The sequence below is a fragment of the Niveispirillum sp. CC-CTL257 genome (genome assembly GCF_059489915.1).
Genome location: NZ_JCAJXE010000003.1, coordinates 305,768 through 325,758, shown reverse-complemented (window position 1 = coordinate 325,758; position 19,991 = coordinate 305,768). Strand labels below are relative to the sequence as shown.

The window sequence follows — 19,991 nt, the reverse complement described above, 5'->3', positions numbered from 1 at the left end:
GTCTCCAATCCATTGATTGTGATTGATACTATCCAGAAATAAAACCCCAACAAGATTTTGATCTTGCGGATTTTTTCACAGGTCCTCAGACGCGCTTGGTAACAAGGAGAGCCGCCGATATGGCGGCTCTCCAGCTATCAGCCCAAGGCGTCAGCGACGACGGCCTTCCCAACCACGGCGGGACGCCTCGGCATGGCCGCGCGGATCACCGAACCAGCCGCCATGGCCCTGGCGATCATCATCATCGTCCCGGCTACGGCCGCTGTAGCGGCGGTCATCGTCATCCTCGTAGCGGCCACCGCGCGAGGAATAACCGCGGTCATCATCCGATTGGGGCCGGGCGCATCCACGCGCACCGTGTACATCAGGCGCTTGTTGTGCATGAACATGGCGGTGTCCTTTATGGAAACGATACCGATCCCGAACGTCGGCATATGGAAGCGTAATCGGAATGTGAACGTTCCCCCGAAAGTGGGCCAAAATACGGTGAGAAAAGTTTATTTGCTGAAAATCGCACACGACTATCGACAGTCGCACCACCAACAGCTTAAATATGCAGGATATTTACAAATAATAAATAAAAATAATTACGATATTATTTCTAATTTTCTTACTTAACAATCCATTTTACATTGCCCAGACCTCCTATTGTCCAGTTCCATCCGATTTTCGAAGGGAACCCGCAAGCCATCCTCCTGTTATAAGTACCCGAGCCGAAGCACGCAGGCCAGGTCAATTGGGGCTTCGACGTCAAACGCCGGGCCAGATCCACTGCTGACGAGCTGTTCCAAGTCGGTCACCTGGAAAGCGGCATGGCGCGCTTGAACTCACCCTGCACCTGGAGGTCATGATGACCACGACAGATAGACATAGGATAGATATCGACCGGGGCGTGACGCGCGACAAGGTCGCTTTCCCTGATCCTGCGGCGGCACCATTGGGCACGGATGAAGAGGCTGGCGGAAGCCACACGCCCTCCCACCCGATGGGGAAATCGGCCGCGCATCAGGGAAGGCGCGATCCCGTCGATGCAAACTGGGAGGGTGGGCAGTCGCAATCCCCTGCATCGCGCCCGACCGACGACGGCACGGGGTCCCTCTCCCCATTTCCCGCAACCTATTCGCAGGGGCTTGCTACCGACCAAGCCCCTGCGGAAAAGACCAATGATGTACCTTCACCCAATGCCAAAGAGGGCGCTGTCGAGCCTTTACTGAAAGCTTCCCGTCGCCCCTGGAGTTTGGTCGGCCTGCTGTTGGGACTGGGCACGGTGTTCGTGATGATCCGGCGATCACTTTCCCACAGGAGAATGTCATGACAGGTCTGGAGATCATCACCGGGATCATGTTCCCTGAGGCGGTGTGGGAAGCGGCGACATCATCTCGTCGGTCATCGTGGTCACCCTCGGTTGGGGTTTTGTTGTGGTGACCAGACTTTAACGAAGAAACTCGATAACCGCCCAAAGGGCGGGAAACCGCTCCTGCACCACCCCAGGGAACGTGATCTAGTCCTTCACCAAAACGGCGTAGGAGCCAGATCATTTAAACCAGCACAATCAAGCTAAAACAATTAGCTACGCCGCCGCCTGCTTGCCCAGGAACGCTTCATGCGTCGGCATGCTGTCCGCCGCCTGCCGGATGCGGGCCCGCATGCTCGCCATCCGCTCTCGCACCGCCGGCAGCGGGTGCAGATCGACCAGCGGGTCATAGGTTTCCGGCATGATCCCCTGCCCGATCATCACGGCGATCCAGCTTGTATCGGTGAACAGGGCGCGGGCCCGCGTCGATACCCGCCCCCGCCGGCGGAAAAGCTCGATCCGGCTTTTCAGACTGTCGGGAATGTCCATGGTCCGGCAATGGTTCCAGAAGGCGCTGTCCGACCGTTCCGTCAAATGATAGTGCAGGATCAGGAAGTCGCGCACTGCCTCGAACTCGCCCTGCGCCAGGGCATTATATTCCCGCACTTCCGCCCCGTCGATCTGCCGTCCGGGAAAGAAATCCAGCAGCTTGGTGATGCCCGTCTGGATCAGGTGGATCGACGTGCTTTCCAGTGGTTCCAGGAACCCGGACGCCAGACCCAGCGACAGGCAGTTCTTCACCCAGGCCTGTTTGCGCCGCCCGGTGACAAAGCGCAGCAGCTTCGGTTCGGCCAGTGCCTGCCCGTCAATATTGGCCAGCAGCACCTCACGCGCCCGTTCCTCGCTGACATGGGCGCTGCAGAAGACATGGCCGTTGCCGACCCGGTGGCGCAGCGGGATACGCCATTGCCACCCGGCTTCGCGCGCGGTGGAGCGAGTGAAGGGCGTGATGCGCCCGTCGCCCGATGAGGGCACCGCCCAGGCCCGGTCGCAGGGCAGCCAGTGCGTCCAGTCCTCATACCCGGCCTTCAGCGCCTTTTCGATCAGCAGGCCGGTGAAGCCGGTGCAGTCGATGAAGAAATCCGCCGCCAGCCGCTCACCGCCATCACAGATGACCGCCTCGACAAATCCATCCTCCCCGCGCAGCGCCACATCCACCACCTTGCGGTCCAGCCGGACAACACCCAGCCGTTCCGCATAGCGGCGCAGATAGTCAGCATAGAGGCTGGCATCGAAATGATAGGCGGACCCAACCACCGACATGATGTTTCGCGGGTCGGTGACCGGGGCCATGTAACGCCCCTGCTCTGCCATGATGGTGCAGAGCGAGTAATCCTCCAGCCGCCCGCCCTCACCCATGGCGTTCAGGCGCAGCCAGTATTGGTGGGTGTAATTGGCGTCCAGGCTGGCCCCATGCACCCCGAACGGGTGGAAGTAGGAATGGTTCAGGCGGGTCCAGTCGCGGAATTCAATCCCCAGCTTATAGGTCCCCTGGGTGAAACGTAGGAAATCCGCCTCGTCCAGGCCCAGCATATGGTTGAAGCCACGAATGGCGGGGATCGTCGCCTCCCCCACCCCGACGGTGCCAATGGCGCTGCTTTCAACCAGTTGGATTTTGGTGTGCCGCCCGACGGCACGGGCAAGCGCGGCCGCCGCCATCCAACCGGCTGTACCACCCCCCACAATCAGGATGCTGCCCGGAAGATTGCCCGCCATGGTCGTTTCCTCCCCCCAAAAGCGGCCCGTTATATCGGGCCTTGATTTGATCGTAGCGCGGATTAACGCAGCGTAATCCGCGGAACAACGCAACCGTCGCTCCGCGGATTACGGCTTCGCCTAATCCGCGCTACGTCCCGACACGCTTACTCCGCCCCCAGCTTGAACCGGACGCCCGCCATGATGCGCTGCGAGCCGGAGCTATAGGTGAAGGGCAGGTTGTCGAACTGCAAATACTGGCTCTGGTCTTCCTTGGTCAGGTTGACCGCTTCCAGGGTCAGGCCGATCTGCTCGGTGACCTGATAGCCGATCTGCGCGTCCAGCTGGCCGTAGGACCGGTTCCAGATACCCAGCGTGCGGGTGGCCGCACCATCTGCAAAGCCGAAATTGCCCGCGAACGACTTGTTACGCCAAGTGTAGGAAACGCGCGTCTCCAAACCCTCATACTCGTAATAGATCTGGCCGTTGAAGGCGTGCTTCGCCACGCCCGGAATGGGCAGACCTTTGTCAAAATCGTTGCGGATGGGCGACTTGCTGTCGGAGAACGTGTAGTTGACGTTGAAACCGGCACCGAAATCAAAGGCATACTGGGCACCCAATTCGAAGCCCTTGATGCGCCCCCCCTCGCCATTGACAGGACGCGCGATGGGGGTGTTACGCCCACCTGCCTGATCCAGAACGAATTCAGGCTTGGTCTCGCTGCCGATGAAGCTGTCCACTTCCTTCCAGAAGCCGACCGCGGACACCAGACCCTGGCTGCCGAAATAATATTCGTAGCCCAGGTCGAACTGCGAGGCGCGGAACGGGTCCAGATCGGGGTTGCCGGCGGAACCGTTGACGGCCTCGAACAGGTTGGTGGTGGGGTTACGGGTGAAATCCACGCGGAAACCACGGCCCAGATCGAACAGGTTCTGACGGGCCACGACGCGCGAGGCGGCGAAGCGCACCTTCTGGCCTTCATCCAGGTCAAAGACCATGTTCAGGCTGGGCAGGATGTCCGTATAGGACCGCTCATTGGCGATGGTCTCGCTGTCACGCAGAACGCCGTTCCAGCTGTCGGTACCCAAATAGACCGGGTCCGGGTCGGTGGCGCGGTTCTGATAGACGGTCAGGTTGGTGTGGATCAGGCGGGCACCGACATTGATGTGATAGCCCTCACCCGGATCGCCGATATCGGCCATCAGGTAACCCGAATGGGTGCTTTCCTTCACCCGGAAGCTTTCCAGCGGTTCTTCATAGAAGGCGAACGGCAGGGTCGGGTACAGCGACTGGATCCATTCCGCCCCATTCTTCATCTGGCTGCGATCCTGGACGAGGACCTTGCCACCGACCATATCGCCGGAGGAGAAGAAGTTGTTGATGGTTTCCACCCGGCCCGACGAACCCGTGAAGGTCTGGAACGGGGTCAGGACCGGGGCCGAGTTGCCGAAACGGTTGTTACAACGGTTCGGGATACCCGGCGTGCCGGCGGGCAGTTCGCACGACTTGAAGCCGATGGCACCATCCATGAAGTAGCCATAGGGCGTCCATTTCTGACCGAACTTGGTGCCGTCCAACTCGCCACGACCCGACAGGTTGGCAAGGTACCGGCCACGCTGATAGTCAACATCGCGGGACGCGTAACGGTAACCCGTGGACAGGGTCACATTGCCGGCGGCGATGAATTCCGGATCATATTCGCCATCTGCCCGCAGCGAGTAGTTTTCCAGATCAGCGCGGTCGCCAAACACCCAATGCGACTTGAAATAGCCATAGGCCGGATTGGTATAAAGGTCGGGCGTGGTCGCCAGACTGAAGGACGGCAAGGTGCCGTTATTGTTGGCGTAATTGAACCGGTAATTGGCCGGGGCCGACGGGTTGGCCGGCCTGTGGCTGAACCCGGTCGGGCTTGTGGCGTCTGCCGTCGGCACGCTGTACTGCGTATAGCGAACGTCATTGTTAGCGCTGTCAGAGAATAGATCGGCCTTGGCATAGGCACCGCGCACAGAACCACGGAAATTGCCGCCATCATCATATTTCAGCTTCAGGCCGAAATTGTCGCTGTCGATCTTGGAGTTCTGGACATAGGAAATGGCCTCGGCCGAATTGGCAATGATGGTGCCGTTGATCAGCACACCATTATTGTCAATCGTATAGGGCTTGGTGGCGTCCAGGCCGGGGCTTTCAATGGCGAACGGGAACTTCAGCGAGGCTTCTGACGTCAGGATATCCAATTCGGAATGGAACCATTCGCCCGAGACTTCGACACTGTCCGACAGCTGCACCGCGCCGGCCAGCGAGCCGCCGATACGCTCGCGGGTCTGTTCGCGGTCGGTGACGTAGCGATATTCCGGGGCGTAATAGTTCTTGGTGACGGTGGCCTTGTCGCCACGGTCGGCAAAGCGCCAGTTACCACGGTTCTGACCACCCAGAACATCCGTCTGGCTGTTCTGCTTGTCATAGGACAGGGTAGCGATAAAGGCCGCCTTGTCGTCCCAGTTGTAACCCAGCGCAAGCGCGCCCAGCGGCTTCCAGCCGCCATCGGCACCCGAAGACTTGGCAGCACGCACGTTACCGGCGATTGTGTAGCCAGGGTCCAGAACCAGCGGGTTGCGGGTCTTCAGGTTGACCGTACCGCCCAGACCACCTTCCAGCAGCTTGGCGTTGGGCGACTTATAGACATCCACCCCACCCAGCAGTTCCGACGGCACGCCTTCCAGGCTGTCATTGTTGCGGGTCTGGCCTTCACCCAGGGTGAAAATCTCCAGACCGGTCAGGAAAATTTCGTCATTCAACAGCGTGACATTCTGGTCCAGACCACGGATGCGGACCTTGGTGCCCTGACCATTGTCACGGTCGATCTGCACGCCCGACAGGCGCTGCAGGCTTTCCGCGATATTCTGGTCCGGGAATTTGCCCATGTCCTCGGCGGTGATGGATTCGATGATCTCGTTGGAATTGCGCTTGGTCTGCAGCGCGTTGGCCAACGAGGCGCGGAAGCCGGTCACGATGATCTCGTCCAGCGTCCCCTCGGCGGCGGGGGCCGACGGGGCCGGGGCCTGCTGCGCCAGGGCCGGCATGGAGGCCGCCAGCGCGATGGCGGCGACGGAACCCAGATAGAATCCGGGCTTTAACTTCACTGACATTTTTTACCTCCCGTAAGGATTTAGCCCAAATAAGGCATTTTGCTTTATTTAATGGGAGCCCCTGACGTGCGCCATGCTCAGGCCCACTTCAACGGCCTCCCCTCCGTCATTGGGCGCCTCGGCCTTGCTCAGCCGTCTTGATGTGCTTCATCGCCCGGGCCACACCTTGGACAATATTGACAGCGCAGTCAATAGGTCTTGATAACGCTGTCATGATTCAAACAAGGAAACCGCCATCCGGAAAATCTACATACTATTGGCGGAAATTATGGGTTTTGTTCGCAATCGCAGCAAAACGGTAGCGCCCGAAAATGACCAATCCTGCAATTGACATCGCTGCCAATTGCCGATACAAAAATTTCACCGCCCCACACCCCCTACACCGCGCAAAGCTTTGCAAAGGATGGTAGATTGATGGTAGCGGTAACCACGCGGCTGGCTGTTTCACCCGGCCGGCTGACATATGGACATTACTTCTGACAGCGTTGACATAGCGACAGGCGGAGACACTCGCCCTCCCACCCGGCTTTCTGCGGGAAAGTTCGGATAAATTCCGAGAGTTGGGCGTTGACAGCCCGCCGCGTTGATGTCATTCCATCTGACAACGATGTCAGGACAGACTTCGCCAAAGGCTCAAAGACCGGAGGCGACAATGAATGAAAGCAGATTGGGAGGATGCAAGTGACGTCGAAGCAAACCACGCGGCTGGTCCGCGCCCTTGGCCTTGTCAGCGCGCTGGCCCTGGTGGGCGGCCTGTCGGCCAATGTGGCCTTTTCCGCCGACGGCACGGCGTCCCCTGCCCAAACCCTGCACCCGGAGAAGTGGCCTGCCGCCAAGACGCAGCGCCTGATTGATCCCGCCGTCGAGAAAAAGATCGATGCGCTGATGGCGCAGATGAGCGTTGAGGAGAAGGTCGGTCAGACCATCCAAGGCGATATTTCCACGATCAAGCCTGCTGATCTGCGCAAATACCCGCTGGGATCGATCCTGGCAGGCGGTAATTCCGGCCCGGGTGGCGATGACCGCGCCCCGGCGCAGGCTTGGCTGGACCTGGCGGATGAATTCTACCGGGTTTCCATGGAAAAGAAGCCCGGTCGCGTCCAGATTCCCGTGATCTTCGGCGTCGATGCTGTGCATGGCCATGGCAATATCGGTGCCGCCACCATCTTCCCGCACAATATCGCGCTGGGCGCGACTCGGGACCGTGACCTGCTGCGCCGGACGGGCGAGGTGACGGCCCGCGAAATGGCCGCCACCGGCATCGACTGGACCTTCGCCCCTGCCCTTTCCGTTGTGCGTGATGACCGCTGGGGCCGCTCCTATGAAGGCTTCTCCGAAGACCCGGAAGTGGTGGCCTCCTATGCCGGTGCGGTAGTGGAGGGTATCCAGGGCGTCATCGGCTCCAAGGAATTCATGAAGCCGGGCCGCACGGTGGCAACCGCCAAGCATTTCCTGGCCGATGGCGGCACCGATGGCGGTCGTGACCAGGGCGACGCCAAGGTCAGCGAGGAAGAACTGGTGCGGCTGCACAATGCCGGCTACCCGCCGGCCATTGATGCCGGCGTGCTGACCATCATGACCTCGTTCAGCTCCTGGCAGGGCATCAAGCATCACGGCAACAAGCAGCTGATGACCGATGTGCTGAAGGGCCGCATGGGCTTCAACGGCTTCATCGTGGGCGACTGGAACGCCCATGATCAGGTGCCGGGCTGCACCAAGTATAATTGCCCGACCTCGCTGATCGCGGGTCTGGACATGTACATGGCGTCCGACAGTTGGGAACTGCTCTACAAGAACACGCTGGCGCAGGTGAAGGACGGGACCATCCCCATGGCCCGCCTGGATGATGCTGTGCGCCGCATCCTGCGCGTGAAGTTCCATGCCGGCCTGTTTGACAAGCCGGCACCCAAGGACCGCAAGGATGTCCCCGCCATTTCCACCCTGGGCAGCGCTGAAAACCGCGCCGTGGGCCGCGAAGCCGTGCGCAAATCGCTGGTGCTGCTGAAGAACCAGGGCGGCGTCCTGCCGCTGTCGCCCAAGGCCAAAGTGCTGGTCGCCGGCGACGGGGCTGACAATATCGGCAAGCAGGCGGGCGGCTGGACCATCTCCTGGCAGGGGACCGGCAACCGCAATGATGAATTCCCCGGTGCCACCAGCATCCTGGACGGCATCAAGCAGGCGGTGGGTGCCGCCGGCGGTTCCGTCGCCTATGACAAGGCCGGTGCCTTCAAGGACAAGCCCGACGTCGCCATCGTGGTATTCGGAGAGGAACCCTATGCCGAATTCCAGGGCGATGTGGAGACCTTGGAATATCAGCCGGGCGATAAGTCCGACTTGGCCCTGCTGAAGAAGCTGAAGGCCCAGGGTATCCCCACCGTCGCCGTGTTTCTGTCGGGCCGCCCCCTGTGGGTGAACCCGGAGATCAATGCGTCCGACGCTTTCGTGGCCGCTTGGCTGCCGGGGACCGAGGGCAATGGCGTCGCCGACGTGCTGTTCAAGGGTGCTGACGGCAAGGTGAAGTATGACTTCACCGGCAAGCTTTCCTTCTCCTGGCCGAAGACTGCCGTGCAGACGCCGCTGAACCGGGGCGATGCCAATTACGATCCGCAATTCGCTTATGGCTATGGCCTGACCTACAAGGACAAGGGCGATCTGGCCCCCCTGTCGGAGAATAGCGGCGTTCCCGCCGGGTCCGGCTCCTCCACCGGTGTGTTCTTCCGCCGCGGTGGTGCCCCCGCCCCCTGGTCGCTGGCCATTGCCGATCAGGTGGGCGACCTGCGCGTCACCACCACCACGGGCACCAGCCCGGGCAAGGTCGTGGACCTGAAGTCGGTGGACGTGGCCGCCCAGGAAGATGCCAAGCAGCTGACCTGGAACGGCACGGGCCGGGGCGCCTTCATCATCTCCGGCCGCGCTGTCGATCTGTCGCGGCAGTCGAACGGCGACGTCACCCTGTCCCTGCGCTACCGCGTGGATCAGGCACCGACGGGCAAGGCCCATGTCTCCATGGTCTGCGGCCCCAACTGCCGCGCCGATCTGGACCTGACCAAGATCCTGGCCGACGCCAAGCCGGGCACGTTCCAGACCACCAAGATTTCCCTGAAATGTTTCGCCGCTGCCGGTGCGCAGATGGCGAGTATCGAAGCACCTGTGGTGATCAGCACCGAGGGTCGGATGGGCCTGACGGTCACCGATCTGAAGCTGGACGCCGATCCGGGCAACGCCGTCTGCCCGGCGAAGTGATCGCCGGCGGACCCGTTTCGTCTCCGCCGGCACGGGTGGGGATTGCGACGGTTCTCTCTCTTCTTGTCACCCCACTTCGGGCCGCCCCTCAACCGGGCGGCCCATTTTTCATTCAGCGGGCGGCAACCAGCGCTTCGATCTCCCGAACGGCCGCGCCAAGCCCATCCTCGGCCCGCACCTTGGCACCCAGGGCCGCCGCTCGGTCGCGCATGCCCTGATCCTCCAGACAGCGGCGGATGGCCTTGGCCAGCTGATCGGCATCAAGGTCACGATGGCGCAACATGCCGCCACACACCCCCAGCTCGTCCAGCCGCCAGGCCCAGAAGAACTGATCCGCCAGGAACGGCACGATGACAGCGGGCACGCCAGCGCGCACCCCTGCCGCTGTCGTCCCGGCCCCGCCATGATGCACCACGGCGGCCATATGCGGCAGCAGCCGGTCATGCGGTGCGGCTTCCAGCGGAAAGATATCCGGCGTCGGCCTATCGGGCTTCAACCCGCCCCAACCGCCGGCCAGAACGGCGCGGCACCCCACCTTGCGCACCGCCTCCACGATGATGCGGGTGGTGCGGACCGGGTCGCCCGGCATCATGCTGCCGAAGCCGATATAGACCGGAGGCGGCCCGTCAGCCAGAAAGGCCGACAGATCGTCCGGCATCACCCATTCCGGGTGGTCCAGGAACCAGAAACCGGAAACCTTGGCCGCCGGCGGCCAATCCTCGGGCCGGGGCACCAGGATCGGGCTGTATTCCATCAGCATGGGCAAGCCCTGACGGTGCCAGCGCCAGTAAGGTCCCAGCAGCGGATAGGGCTTCAGACCCAGCAGTTCCTGCCGCACCCGGTTCACCGATTTGCGGAAAATCTGCCAGAAGACGATGGAGATGGTCCAGCTCTGCAACAGGTTGCCCAGCCCCGGACGCTTGCCCTGCGGCGGCACCATGGCGCTGGGAAAGGCGCGGGTCGGCAATGTCGGCTGCGGATAGGCATGAACATAGGGGATGTTCAGCGCCTCTGCCACCGACGCGCCGATAAACACACTGGCCCCTGCGGGGATCAGCAGATCGGCCGTCCGCGCCTCATGCAAAAGGCTTCTGGCCCAGCTCTCGCCATTCTTCTCGGCAAAGGCGCGCATGGCCGCCATCACGACGCCGGGCTTGGCCCCTTCCGCGAACATGGCGGTGGCCTCCGGTCCCTTCAGGTCGGCCTGGATATCGCCTTCCACGGGCACCAGCGTCACGCCCCTGCCCGCCACCAGATCGGCAAAGCTGCCATAGGTCAGCAGCCGCACCTCATGCCCCCGCGCCGCCAGCGCCACCGCCAGTGCCGCGAACGGCTGCACATCGCCGCGTGAGCCTAAGGCCATCATTACAATACGCACGTCCAAAACCCCCACTCTTCACTGCCTTGACAATGTCACAGGCTTGCCGCCGGTCGGGCACCCGCCCGTTAAGATACCGGCAAAGATTGACTGGCATAGTTGATGCACACCCTGGAACTACCAGGGACTAATGGAGGCAAAAATGTCCGGCGTCACAGCCAGCCACCCAAAAACTATCGTCAGCGGCAAAAAAGTGGCGGATCGCGTCATGGTCGTGGCCCTGTGGACGGGCCTCCTGGCCGCCGCTTGGTCGCTGCCCATCATCGACCGCATCGCCGCCAATGCCGAGCGGGAAAAGATGCAGTCCGGCTATTACTACACCCCCCAACGCCCCGCCGAGGCCTATGCCAGCGTTGATGCCGAGCAATAACCCCTACGCCGCTTCTTCTTCGACCCCGCCCGCAAACCCCTCCATCGGCAGCCGCAGGGTGCGGCAGAACAGGGCGATGGTCCGGTAATATCCCGCCAGCGCGATCAGCTCCACCACCTGTTCCGCCGAAAACCGCGCCGACAGCGCCGCCCATTGCCCGTCCGTCAGATCGCCCTGGGCATAAAGCGCATCCGCCGTATCCAGGATCAACAGGTCATCCTCGGACCAGTCCGGCCCCAGCGGATTATCCCGCCGCGTCGCCGCCACTTGATCTTCACTCAGGCCCGCCGCGCCCGCGAACAGCGCCGCATGCACCCCCCATTCATAATCGGCCGAGCCTTGCGAACAGGTGCGCAGGATCATCAGCTCCCGTTGCCGCACCGTCACCGACCCTGCATCCAGCAGCCCGCCCGCAAACAGCCGCGACAGCACGCGCGGATTATGCGCCAGGGTTGTGAACAGGGTCAGCGGCGGGGCACCCGGCGGCCGCAACCGCTCAATCTGCGCCGCCACCAGCGGATCAAAGGGAGCCTGAACGGGTGAAAGACGCGCCGACATGATCATTCCTCCGCTTCCATCATTCGTGCTACAGAATTCGTAGCGCAACTGACGAATGTTCGCTACGAAAATCGTAGCGCCGGAGAATGACGTCCATGCCCGCCCGGAACCCCAAATCCACCCGCCCCATCATGCTCCTGCTGGACCTGATGGGCCGCCGCTGGACCCTGCGCATTCTTTGGGAACTGCATCAGCAGCCGGGCCAGACCTTCCGCAGCTTGCGCGAACGCTGCGCCGATATCTCCCCGTCCGTCCTCAACACCCGCCTGACCGAACTGCGCGAGGCCCGCTTGATCACGGCGGAAGACGGCTACTCTTTAACAGCAGAGGGTAAGGAACTGGGCTGTCTGATGATGCCACTTTACCATTGGGCTGAGGGGCATTTCGGCGGGTCCCCAGCGTGATGCCGCCCACTGACGACGCAAGGCATGTCAATGGGCGACACGATTAACTGGCCGCGACCTCTCTGCTTTGCCGCGAACCCTGCAATGCCAAATCTGCGGCTCAACCCTGCCGCACCGCCTCGGCGATGGCACTGCCACAGGTAACAGTGTCGGCAGGCCCGCCCAGGTCGCGAGTGCGCAGTTCCGACTGGGCCAGCACGGTTTCAATGGCCAGAACAATGGCGGCGGCGGCTTGATACTCCCCCAGATGATCCAGCATCAGGGCCGCCGACCAGATCTGCCCCACCGGATTGGCGATGCCCTTGCCGGCAATGTCGGGGGCGGATCCATGCACCGGTTCGAACAGCGAAGGGAATTTGCGGTCGGGATTGATATTGCCGGCCGGCGCGATGCCAATGGTGCCGGTGCAGGCCGGCCCCAGGTCCGACAGGATGTCGCCGAACAGGTTGGACGCCACCACCACGTCGAACCAGTCCGGATGCTGCACGAAATGCGCGGCCAGAATGTCGATATGGTACTTGTCCCAGCGCACGTCGGGATAATGCGCCGCCATCGCCTCCACCCGCTCGTCCCAGTACGGCATAGTGATGGCGATGCCGTTGGACTTGGTGGCGGATGTCAGGTGCTTCTTGTCCCGCCGCCGCGCCAGATCGAAGGCGTATTTCAGGATGCGGTCGGTGCCGATGCGGGTCATCACGGTTTCCTGCATCACCACTTCCCGCTCCGTGCCGGGGAAGATGCGGCCGCCGATGGATGAATACTCGCCCTCGGTGTTCTCCCGTACCACGTAGAAATCGATATCGCCGGGCTTACGGCCCGCCAGCGGGCTGGGCACGCCGGGCATCAGGCGGACGGGGCGCAGATTGACATACTGATCGAATTCCCGCCTGAACTGGATCAGCGATCCCCACAGCGAGACATGGTCCGGCACCGTGGCGGGCCAGCCGACAGCGCCGAAGAAGATGGCGTCATGCCCGCCGATCTGTCCCTTCCAGTCATCGGGCATCATCTTGCCGTGCTGGAGATAATAGTCACAGCTGGCGAAGTCGAAATGGTCGAACTGGAAACGCACGCCAAAACGCTGCGTGACGGCATCCAGCACGCGCAGCCCCTCGGGCACCACTTCCTTGCCGATGCCGTCGCCAGGGATCACGGCGATGCGATGGATGGGTTGATTGCTCATGACGCTAATCCTCACTCGATCAGGATGGCCCTGAAATCATTGACATTGGTGCGGGTGGGGCCGGTGAACAGCAGGGTTCCCATGGCCTGGAAGAAGCCGTAGCCGTCATTGTCATCCAGAAGCCGGCGGGGAATGATCCCGACCTGCGCAGCGCGGGACAGGATATCGGGGCCGATCCAGGCACCGGCATTATCCTCCGACCCGTCGATGCCGTCGGTATCAGCGGCCAGGGCATGCACGCCCGGATGACCGTTCAGTTCGACAGCCAGCGCCAGCAGGAATTCGGCATTGCGCCCGCCCCTTCCCTTGCCGCGCACCGTAACGCTGGTCTCCCCGCCCGACAGCAGAAGACAGGGACGCTTCGCCGGTATGGCTCCGCTGGTGACGGCGCGCACGAAATCCGCATGCCAGACCGCGACCTCGCGCGCCTCCCCCTCGATGGCGCTGCCCAGGAACAAGGGCGCGATGCCCATGCCACGCGCCTGTTCGGCCGCCGCCGCGATGGCACCGGCCGGTGTGGCGATGATTGTCGCCGTGCCGGGCGGCAGGTCGGCCAGCGATTTCGGCGTCTCGCTGGCGGGATCGGACAGCCAGGCCGTGACGGCATCCGGGACCTTGATGCCATACTTGGCCAGCACCGCCAGCGCCTCCTGGCGCGTGCTGGCATCAGGCAGGGTGGGGCCTGATGCGATGGTGGCGGGATCGTCGCCCGGCACGTCGGAGATCATCAGGGTGACGACGGAGGCCGGTGCCGCCATGCGCGCCAGACGCCCGCCCTTTACCGCCGACAGATGCTTGCGCACGCAATTCATCTCGGCGATGGTCGCCCCGCTTTTCAGCAGGGCGCGGGCAACCTGCTGCTTATCAGCCAGGGTCAGGCCCGGTGCCGGTGCCGCCAGCAGGGCCGATCCTCCGCCGGAGATCAGGCACAGGACCAGATCATCCGCCGTCAACCCGGACAGGAGGTCCAGCATCCGGGCCGTGGCACGGATGCCTGCCTCGTCCGTCACGGGGTGGGCCGCCTCCACCACCTCAACCCGCTGGCACGGGGCGCCATGGCCATAGCGCGTGATGACCAGACCCGACAGCGGCCCCGACCAGTGCCGTTCCACGGCGGCGGCCATGGCCGCCGCCGCCTTGCCTGCCCCCACCACCAGCGTCCGTCCCCTGGGCGGGGGCGGCAGGTGCGGCGGCAGACACAGATCAGGAGAGGCGGCGTTGATGGCTGCCTGGAACAGCGCGCGCAGCACCGTTTCGGGGGCTGGCGTCAGTTGGGGAACGGTCATGGTCACGGCCCGCGCATAGCTTCGAACAGGGCGGCATAGCTGCCTTGGCGTTCCAGCCCCATCACGAAGTCCAGCGTGCGATCCTGCTGCTGCCCGTCGATCCGGCCATCCGCCATGCGGCGGAATTTGACCTCGAAATCGGCATCCGTCATCGGGTTTTCGACGCTTCCCGGCCCGGAGACTACTTCGCGGCGAAATACCTGTCCCGACCGCATCGTCACCGTCACCCGGTTGGGCAGATGGGCTGGGAAAAGGGCCGTCAGGGCCGGGTCCTCCGCGACTGTCGTCCGGTCCATCAGGGCGGCGGCGCGCGGGTCGGCGATCATGCCGGGATCATAGGAGGCCAGCGTGATGTCGCCGTCCAGCAAGGCCCGCGCCACATTATAGGGCAGGCTGTGATCGGCGGTTTCCCGCGTGGCCGGCCGCCATTTCTGCGGATCGCTGGCCAGGATGCGAAAGCCGATATCGGTGGTGTCGATATGGATCGCCTCCACCTCTTCGATATTGCCCAGTTGGGGGCGCAGGTCGATGGCCGCAAAGACCGCCGTGTGCAGTTCCCCATTGGTGGGGAAGCTCTTGGTGAGCGACTTCAGGATACGGAAATCCCCGCTTTCCGCCGTGCCGAAGCGGGAAATATCAAAATCCATCTCGCCGCAGACCTGACGGATGAACCCCATCTTGCCCTCGAAGATCGGCGACGGGCCGTCCAGACCATGGCGGGCCAGCCCGGCACAGAAGATGGCGTTGCGGGCGGCATTGGCGGCGGAGCAGCCTTTCCAGGCCGACAATTCGCCCGACCGCACCTGACGCATGGCGATATGGCCATTCAGGGCCATGTTGATGGCCTGTACCGTCTGCCGCCGGTCCAGCTTCATCAGACGGGATGCGGCGGCGGCCATCGACACCAGGATATAGTTCACATGGTCCCAGCCGCGCCGGTTCAGCCCCGCCGCGTCCTGCAGGCGCATCTGCACCTCATAGGCCAAGACAATCGCGGCGATCAGTTCATGGCCCGGCACCCCCTCTGCCTCCGCCACGGCAAGGCAGGCCGGGATATTGTCGCTGGGATGGCCGGGGTCCCGGCTCATATAACCGTCATTATAATCCAGGTAACGGACCAGCGTGCCATTGGCGAAGGCGGCAAGGTCGGGCGTGGTACGCAGCCTTGTGCCCAGAACGCTGGCGGCCGGCACCGGCACCATAGCGGCCATGGCCGTCGCCGCCCGTGCCGGCACCGACCCGTAGGCACCCAGCGCACAGGCCAGACTGTCGACCATACGCTGCTTCACACGATGCACGACCAGCGGCGGCAGCCGCCCGCCATCCAGACCGTGCGCGTAATCCGCAATCTGCTCTGCGATATTCATGTCCAGTTTTTCCCCCTGCTTGCGCGGTCATTGCAGGCCGGACCCTGCCGCTAAAGCCTGTCTAGTCGAGGTTGAGCTGGTTTCTCACCGCCCCCACCGTCATCCCCGCGAAAGCGGGGACCCAGCGTAAGGCGCGGTTAGCGCCGATATGAGTCATGTCGCAGCTACCGCTGCTCTCGCTGGGTCCCCGCTTTCGCGGGGATGACAAACAAGGGGCGATCCAATCTAAACCTGACCGCCCCCGACTGCCGCCGGACCCCTGCCCTCACATGCGCCAGCTGACCGTGGCACCAAAGGTGCGCGGCGGGTTGTAGGACCCGAAATTGGCCCCCAGGAACACGGTCTGATGGGTGCGGGTCACCTCCTGGGTCAGGTTCTTGCCCCACAGGGACAGAGTCCATTGCCCGGCGGCGGGGGTGAAGACGATGCGGGCATCAACGAAATGGGTGGGGTCCCGCCGCTCCGGCCCGTCATTGGAATTATCGTCGAAGATCATGCTTTCGTACCGGTAATCGGTCGCGAACAGCAGGCTCGACCCGTCGCCCAGCGCCGCCTCGTAGGAAGGCGACAGCACGATCTTGTGCTTGGGCGTGCGGGAGATGCGGTTGCCGGCATAATCCACGCCCGGCTCCGGCGCGAACTCGTCAAAGGTGGCGTCGGTATAGCCATAGCTGGCAGACAGCCGCGCGCCGGCGAACAGGCTCCAGTTCAGCTGCGTTTCATAGCCCTTGATGGTCGCCTTGCCGGCATTTTCGGTAACGATGGACAGGTTGGGCAGGGTCCGCTTGGTCTGCAGGTCCGTGTATTTCATCACGAACAGGGTGTTGTTCCAGATCAACCGCCCGTTCAGGAAACTGCTCTTCTGGCCCACCTCATACTGGGTGGCGAATTCCGGCTCGAACCCGTCGGCGGCGTCGGCGGCAGAGGATGGCGTATCCTGGAAACCACCGCTCTTGAAGCCCCTGGACACCATGGCATAGAGCTGATGATCGCGGTCCAGCTTGTATTGCGCGCCACCACGCCAGGTCCAGGCGTCATAGTTGTCAGACGTGCTGACATCGAACCGCCCGGTCCCGCGCAGCACCGCCGTGCCGGCTGTGTTGGAAACGCGGTAATCCTTCTCATCCTTGGAATAGCGCAGGCCGCCGATGACGGAGAACTGCTCGTTCAAAGGCACGGTGACATCGCCAAACGCGGCATAGGAATTCAGCTTGGCCGCCTGGGTGTAGATCTCGGTGGCGGGCCGTCCCTGATCGATGACCAGCGTGTCCAGACGGTCGGTCTCATTGTTGAAATTGTAAAGCCCCGCCACCCACTGGATGGGGCTGTCGGGCAGCGAATTCAACCGCAGCTCATGGCTGGAGAAGTTGCTGTCCTCGTCATTGCCGCCGGCAATGTTCAGGCGGTTGGCCGGCGGGTGCCCGCCATCGAAATCATAGGCGACGTGATAGTCAAGGTCGCGATATGAGGCCAGATAGGTGACGGTCGCGAAGGACAGGTCCCAGTCGATCTGCCCTCGCAGGCCCCAGGTATCGCGGTCCTGATACCCCTCATCAGACCCGGCGGTGACCTTGCGGTCGCGGTTGACGGTCCACAGCGCGCGGCGCGGGTCCGTCATGTCCAGGTCCAGCACATGCTGGGCCGGGCCATCGGCCCGGTCGCGCGTGCCGTCCACGCCCAGCAGGACGCGTACCGTTTCCGACGGCTCGCCATAGATCTGGAACCGGCCGCTGCGCGTGTCCTGATCCTCGACCCGGCCACCGGTAAAGCTGTTCTTCACATAGCCATCATGGGTGCGCCAGGCGCCGCTGGCGCGCGCGGCCCATTTCTCGCCCATCGGCAGATTGACGAAACCGGCCCCTTCCAGCCGCTCATAATTGCCGACCGTCGCCTCAATGGCCGCGTCCGTACCGGACAGGTCGGGACGGTTGCTCACCACATTGATGGCACCCCCCACGACATTGCGGCCATAAAGCGTGCCCTGCGGACCTTTCAGAACCTCAATCCGCGACACGTCGAACGCATCAAAGGCCACGGCGGCCGGACGGCCCAGATAGATCTCGTCCAGGAAGACGGCAGAGCTGGGATCCCCGGCGGCACCCCGGTCGCTGGACCCGATGCCACGGATGGCAACGCGCGGCTGCGACGTGGGAAAGGCATCGAAATTCAGGCCGGGCGTGCGGCTGGAAATATCATCCAACTGGCGCAGCCGCGCCTGTGCGATCTCTTCGGCGCTGAAGGCGGTCACGGTGACCGGCACGTCCTGCAGACGCTCGCTGCGGCGCTGCGCGGTGACGATGATTTCTTCCAGCGTATCCGATGGGGCCGCGTTCTGGGCCTGGGCGACAGCGCCCGACAGCAGCATCAGGGCCGATGCGCCACCGGCCATCGCGTTGCGGCTGAACCTTCTCATTCGATCCTCCCTCTGGGCTTTTTCTCCGGTCTGGGCCGGTTGTGAAGGCAGAGTAGACAGACTGGATGTCGTTGGTCAACATATTGGATGCAAAAATTATTCATTATGGATGTTGTTCTTGACGAAACCGGACCACCCACGCAGGATGATGGCACCGGTAGCGATGCCTCCTTCATTCCATGCGGCGGCCCCTGGCGCGCGCTTTCCTGCCCAGATCAATGGTGGGAAAACGGTGGCGATCCGGGCTGCGGGAGACGGTGCCTTGTTTGAAACTTTGCTTTCGCCTGCCCTGCTGGGAACGGCGATGGTCACCACCTTCATGGTGTTGATCATGACCAAGCGCATGTCGGCTGTGGCCGCCCTGCTGCTGATCCCCATCCTGTTCGGCCTGCTGGCCGGGGCCGGCCCCGGTCTGGGAAAGATGATCATCGACGGCGTGCTGCAGGTGGCACCCACGGCGCTGATGCTGACCTTCGCCGTGCTGTATTTCGCCGTCATGATGGATGCGGGCCTGTTCGATCCGCTGGTGCGGCGCGTGCTGGCCATGGTGGGCGACGATCCCGTGCGCATCGCGCTGGGCACGGCGGCGCTGACCACGCTGGTGTCGCTGGACGGCGATGGCACCACGACGGCGCTGATCATCATCACGGCCTTCCTGCCGGTCTACCGGCGCGTAGGTATGAACCCGCTGATCCTGGCGACGTTGCTGGGCCTGTGCAATTCGCTGATGAATTATGTGCCCTGGGGCGGGCCGTCGGCGCGGGCCGCCGCCGCTGTTGGCGCGGACTTAGGACAGGTGTTCGCGCCGCTGATCCCGGCCATGCTGGCGGGCTTCCTGGCGATCTTCACGCTGGCCTGGATGTTCGGCCGCTCCGAACGCCGCCGGCTGGCCGGCACCGCGCCAAGGGCCGATGAAGGCCCGGCGGTCAAGCTGTCCGCCAAGCTGGGGATCGATATGGAGGCGCGACGTCCCGGCTTGTTCTGGGTCAATCTGGGGCTGACCCTGCTGCTGGTGCTGGGCATGGTTCTGGGATTCGCGCCCTTGCCTGTGATGATGATGGGGGCCTTTGCGCTCGCCATCACCATCAACTATCCGCGCCTGCGCGATCAGACGGCGCGGATCAGCGCGCATGCCGACAATGTCGTGAATATCGTCATGCTGCTGTTCGCGGCGGGGGCCTTTACCGGCATCCTGAACGGCACGGGCATGGCCGACGCCATGGCCAAGGCGGCGCTGGACGTCATCCCGCCCGATATCGGCCCCTATATGGCACCCATCACGGCGCTCGCCAGCATGCCGCTGACCTTCGTCATGTCGAACGACGCTTATTATTTCGGGGTGGTCCCGATCATCGCCAATGCCGCCGCCAGCTATGGCATCAGCCCGGAGGTGATTGCCCGCGCCTCCCTGATCGGACAGCCGGTCCACACGCTCAGCCCCCTGCTGGCCCCCATCTATCTGGCCTGCGGGCTGTTGGGCGTGGATGTGGCGGATGCGCAGCGCTTCGCCCTGAAATGGGCGGTGCTGATATCGCTGGTGGTGCTGGTCGCCGCCATCGCCACCGGGGCCATTCCGCTGCGGGCAGGTTAAGCC

General features: G+C 63.0%; 15 protein-coding genes. 6 read left to right on the top strand and 9 right to left on the bottom strand.

The features are described 5' to 3' along the window. The first annotated feature begins 192 nt into the window (after nucleotides 1–192). Both ABC729_RS18215 and ABC729_RS18210 read left to right on the top strand, forming a co-directional pair. A complete protein-coding gene (locus ABC729_RS18215; protein ID WP_495609023.1) occupies nucleotides 193–618 on the top strand; it encodes a hypothetical protein in 426 nt (141 codons plus the stop codon). 229 nt (nucleotides 619–847) lie between these two features. Continuing rightward, nucleotides 848–1,315, top strand: a complete 468-nt coding sequence (locus ABC729_RS18210; RefSeq protein WP_495609022.1) for a hypothetical protein — start codon at nucleotides 848–850, stop codon at nucleotides 1,313–1,315. 255 nt (nucleotides 1,316–1,570) lie between these two features. On the opposite strand, the gene ABC729_RS18205 is transcribed toward ABC729_RS18210, so the two are convergent. Beyond that, the gene (locus ABC729_RS18205) at nucleotides 1,571–3,070 is read right to left on the bottom strand and encodes a tryptophan halogenase family protein (RefSeq protein ID WP_495609021.1); all 1,500 of its coding nucleotides are present in this window, start codon (nucleotides 3,068–3,070) and stop codon (nucleotides 1,571–1,573) included. Between the two features lie 146 nt (nucleotides 3,071–3,216). Beyond that, nucleotides 3,217–6,195: a TonB-dependent receptor gene (locus ABC729_RS18200; protein WP_495609020.1), complete on the bottom strand. Its 2,979-nt coding sequence runs from the start codon at nucleotides 6,193–6,195 to the stop codon at nucleotides 3,217–3,219. Nucleotides 6,196–6,876: 681 nt separating this feature from the next. Between ABC729_RS18200 and ABC729_RS18195 the strand changes: the two genes are divergently transcribed. Further along, entirely contained in the window at nucleotides 6,877–9,438 is a 2,562-nt protein-coding gene (locus tag ABC729_RS18195; RefSeq protein WP_495609019.1) for a glycoside hydrolase family 3 protein, read from the top strand. Between the two features lie 112 nt (nucleotides 9,439–9,550). Here ABC729_RS18195 and ABC729_RS18190 read toward each other — a convergent pair whose 3' ends face one another. Next, nucleotides 9,551–10,816, bottom strand: a complete 1,266-nt coding sequence (locus ABC729_RS18190) for a glycosyltransferase (protein ID WP_495609018.1) — start codon at nucleotides 10,814–10,816, stop codon at nucleotides 9,551–9,553. A gap of 142 nt (nucleotides 10,817–10,958) precedes the next feature. Here ABC729_RS18190 and ABC729_RS18185 point away from each other — a divergent pair, with 142 nt between their 5' ends. Then, entirely contained in the window at nucleotides 10,959–11,186 is a 228-nt protein-coding gene (locus tag ABC729_RS18185) for a hypothetical protein (protein WP_495609017.1), read from the top strand. Nucleotides 11,187–11,189: 3 nt separating this feature from the next. Here the strand turns inward: ABC729_RS18185 and ABC729_RS18180 are convergent, their stop codons facing one another. Then, the gene (locus ABC729_RS18180) at nucleotides 11,190–11,744 is read right to left on the bottom strand and encodes a carboxymuconolactone decarboxylase family protein (protein WP_495609016.1); all 555 of its coding nucleotides are present in this window, start codon (nucleotides 11,742–11,744) and stop codon (nucleotides 11,190–11,192) included. Between the two features lie 95 nt (nucleotides 11,745–11,839). On the opposite strand from ABC729_RS18180, the gene ABC729_RS18175 reads away from it, so the two are divergent. After that, nucleotides 11,840–12,148, top strand: coding sequence for a winged helix-turn-helix transcriptional regulator (locus tag ABC729_RS18175; RefSeq protein ID WP_495609015.1), 309 nt, complete (start codon nucleotides 11,840–11,842; stop codon nucleotides 12,146–12,148). 100 nt (nucleotides 12,149–12,248) lie between these two features. Here ABC729_RS18175 and ABC729_RS18170 read toward each other — a convergent pair whose 3' ends face one another. The 5 genes from ABC729_RS18170 to ABC729_RS18150 form a co-directional block, all read right to left on the bottom strand. Then, the gene (locus ABC729_RS18170; protein ID WP_495609014.1) at nucleotides 12,249–13,331 is read right to left on the bottom strand and encodes a tartrate dehydrogenase; all 1,083 of its coding nucleotides are present in this window, start codon (nucleotides 13,329–13,331) and stop codon (nucleotides 12,249–12,251) included. Between the two features lie 11 nt (nucleotides 13,332–13,342). Continuing rightward, nucleotides 13,343–14,617 carry a glycerate kinase type-2 family protein gene (locus ABC729_RS18165; protein WP_495609013.1) on the bottom strand — a complete coding sequence of 425 codons (1,275 nt, stop codon included), beginning with the start codon at nucleotides 14,615–14,617 and terminating at the stop codon, nucleotides 13,343–13,345. Nucleotides 14,618–14,619: 2 nt separating this feature from the next. After that, a complete protein-coding gene (locus ABC729_RS18160; protein ID WP_495609012.1) occupies nucleotides 14,620–15,984 on the bottom strand; it encodes an MmgE/PrpD family protein in 1,365 nt (454 codons plus the stop codon). Nucleotides 15,985–16,249: 265 nt separating this feature from the next. After that, a complete protein-coding gene (locus ABC729_RS18155) occupies nucleotides 16,250–18,397 on the bottom strand; it encodes a TonB-dependent receptor (RefSeq protein ID WP_495609011.1) in 2,148 nt (715 codons plus the stop codon). 96 nt (nucleotides 18,398–18,493) lie between these two features. Then, entirely contained in the window at nucleotides 18,494–18,730 is a 237-nt protein-coding gene (locus tag ABC729_RS18150; RefSeq protein WP_495609010.1) for a hypothetical protein, read from the bottom strand. On the opposite strand from ABC729_RS18150, the gene ABC729_RS18145 reads away from it, so the two are divergent. Further along, a complete protein-coding gene (locus tag ABC729_RS18145) occupies nucleotides 18,729–19,988 on the top strand; it encodes a CitMHS family transporter (RefSeq protein WP_495609009.1) in 1,260 nt (419 codons plus the stop codon). The two genes, ABC729_RS18150 and ABC729_RS18145, sit on opposite strands and share 2 nt — an antisense overlap. Nucleotides 19,989–19,991 lie beyond the last annotated feature (3 nt).

Bases quoted from the DNA above. Each gene is read 5' to 3' on its own strand.
- ABC729_RS18215 (WP_495609023.1), top strand. From the start codon at position 193: ATGGCCGCGCGGATCACCGAACCAGCCGCCATGGCCCTGGCGATCATC.
- ABC729_RS18210 (WP_495609022.1), top strand. From the start codon at position 848: ATGATGACCACGACAGATAGACATAGGATAGATATCGACCGGGGCGTG.
- ABC729_RS18205 (WP_495609021.1), bottom strand. From the start codon at position 3,070: ATGGCGGGCAATCTTCCGGGCAGCATCCTGATTGTGGGGGGTGGTACA.
- ABC729_RS18200 (WP_495609020.1), bottom strand. From the start codon at position 6,195: ATGTCAGTGAAGTTAAAGCCCGGATTCTATCTGGGTTCCGTCGCCGCC.
- ABC729_RS18185 (WP_495609017.1), top strand. From the start codon at position 10,959: ATGTCCGGCGTCACAGCCAGCCACCCAAAAACTATCGTCAGCGGCAAA.
- ABC729_RS18180 (WP_495609016.1), bottom strand. From the start codon at position 11,744: ATGTCGGCGCGTCTTTCACCCGTTCAGGCTCCCTTTGATCCGCTGGTG.
- ABC729_RS18175 (WP_495609015.1), top strand. From the start codon at position 11,840: ATGCCCGCCCGGAACCCCAAATCCACCCGCCCCATCATGCTCCTGCTG.
- ABC729_RS18170 (WP_495609014.1), bottom strand. From the start codon at position 13,331: ATGAGCAATCAACCCATCCATCGCATCGCCGTGATCCCTGGCGACGGC.
- ABC729_RS18165 (WP_495609013.1), bottom strand. From the start codon at position 14,617: ATGACCGTTCCCCAACTGACGCCAGCCCCCGAAACGGTGCTGCGCGCG.
- ABC729_RS18160 (WP_495609012.1), bottom strand. From the start codon at position 15,984: ATGAATATCGCAGAGCAGATTGCGGATTACGCGCACGGTCTGGATGGC.
- ABC729_RS18155 (WP_495609011.1), bottom strand. From the start codon at position 18,397: ATGAGAAGGTTCAGCCGCAACGCGATGGCCGGTGGCGCATCGGCCCTG.
- ABC729_RS18145 (WP_495609009.1), top strand. From the start codon at position 18,729: ATGACCAAGCGCATGTCGGCTGTGGCCGCCCTGCTGCTGATCCCCATC.
- ABC729_RS18150 (WP_495609010.1), bottom strand. From the start codon at position 18,730: ATGATCAACACCATGAAGGTGGTGACCATCGCCGTTCCCAGCAGGGCA.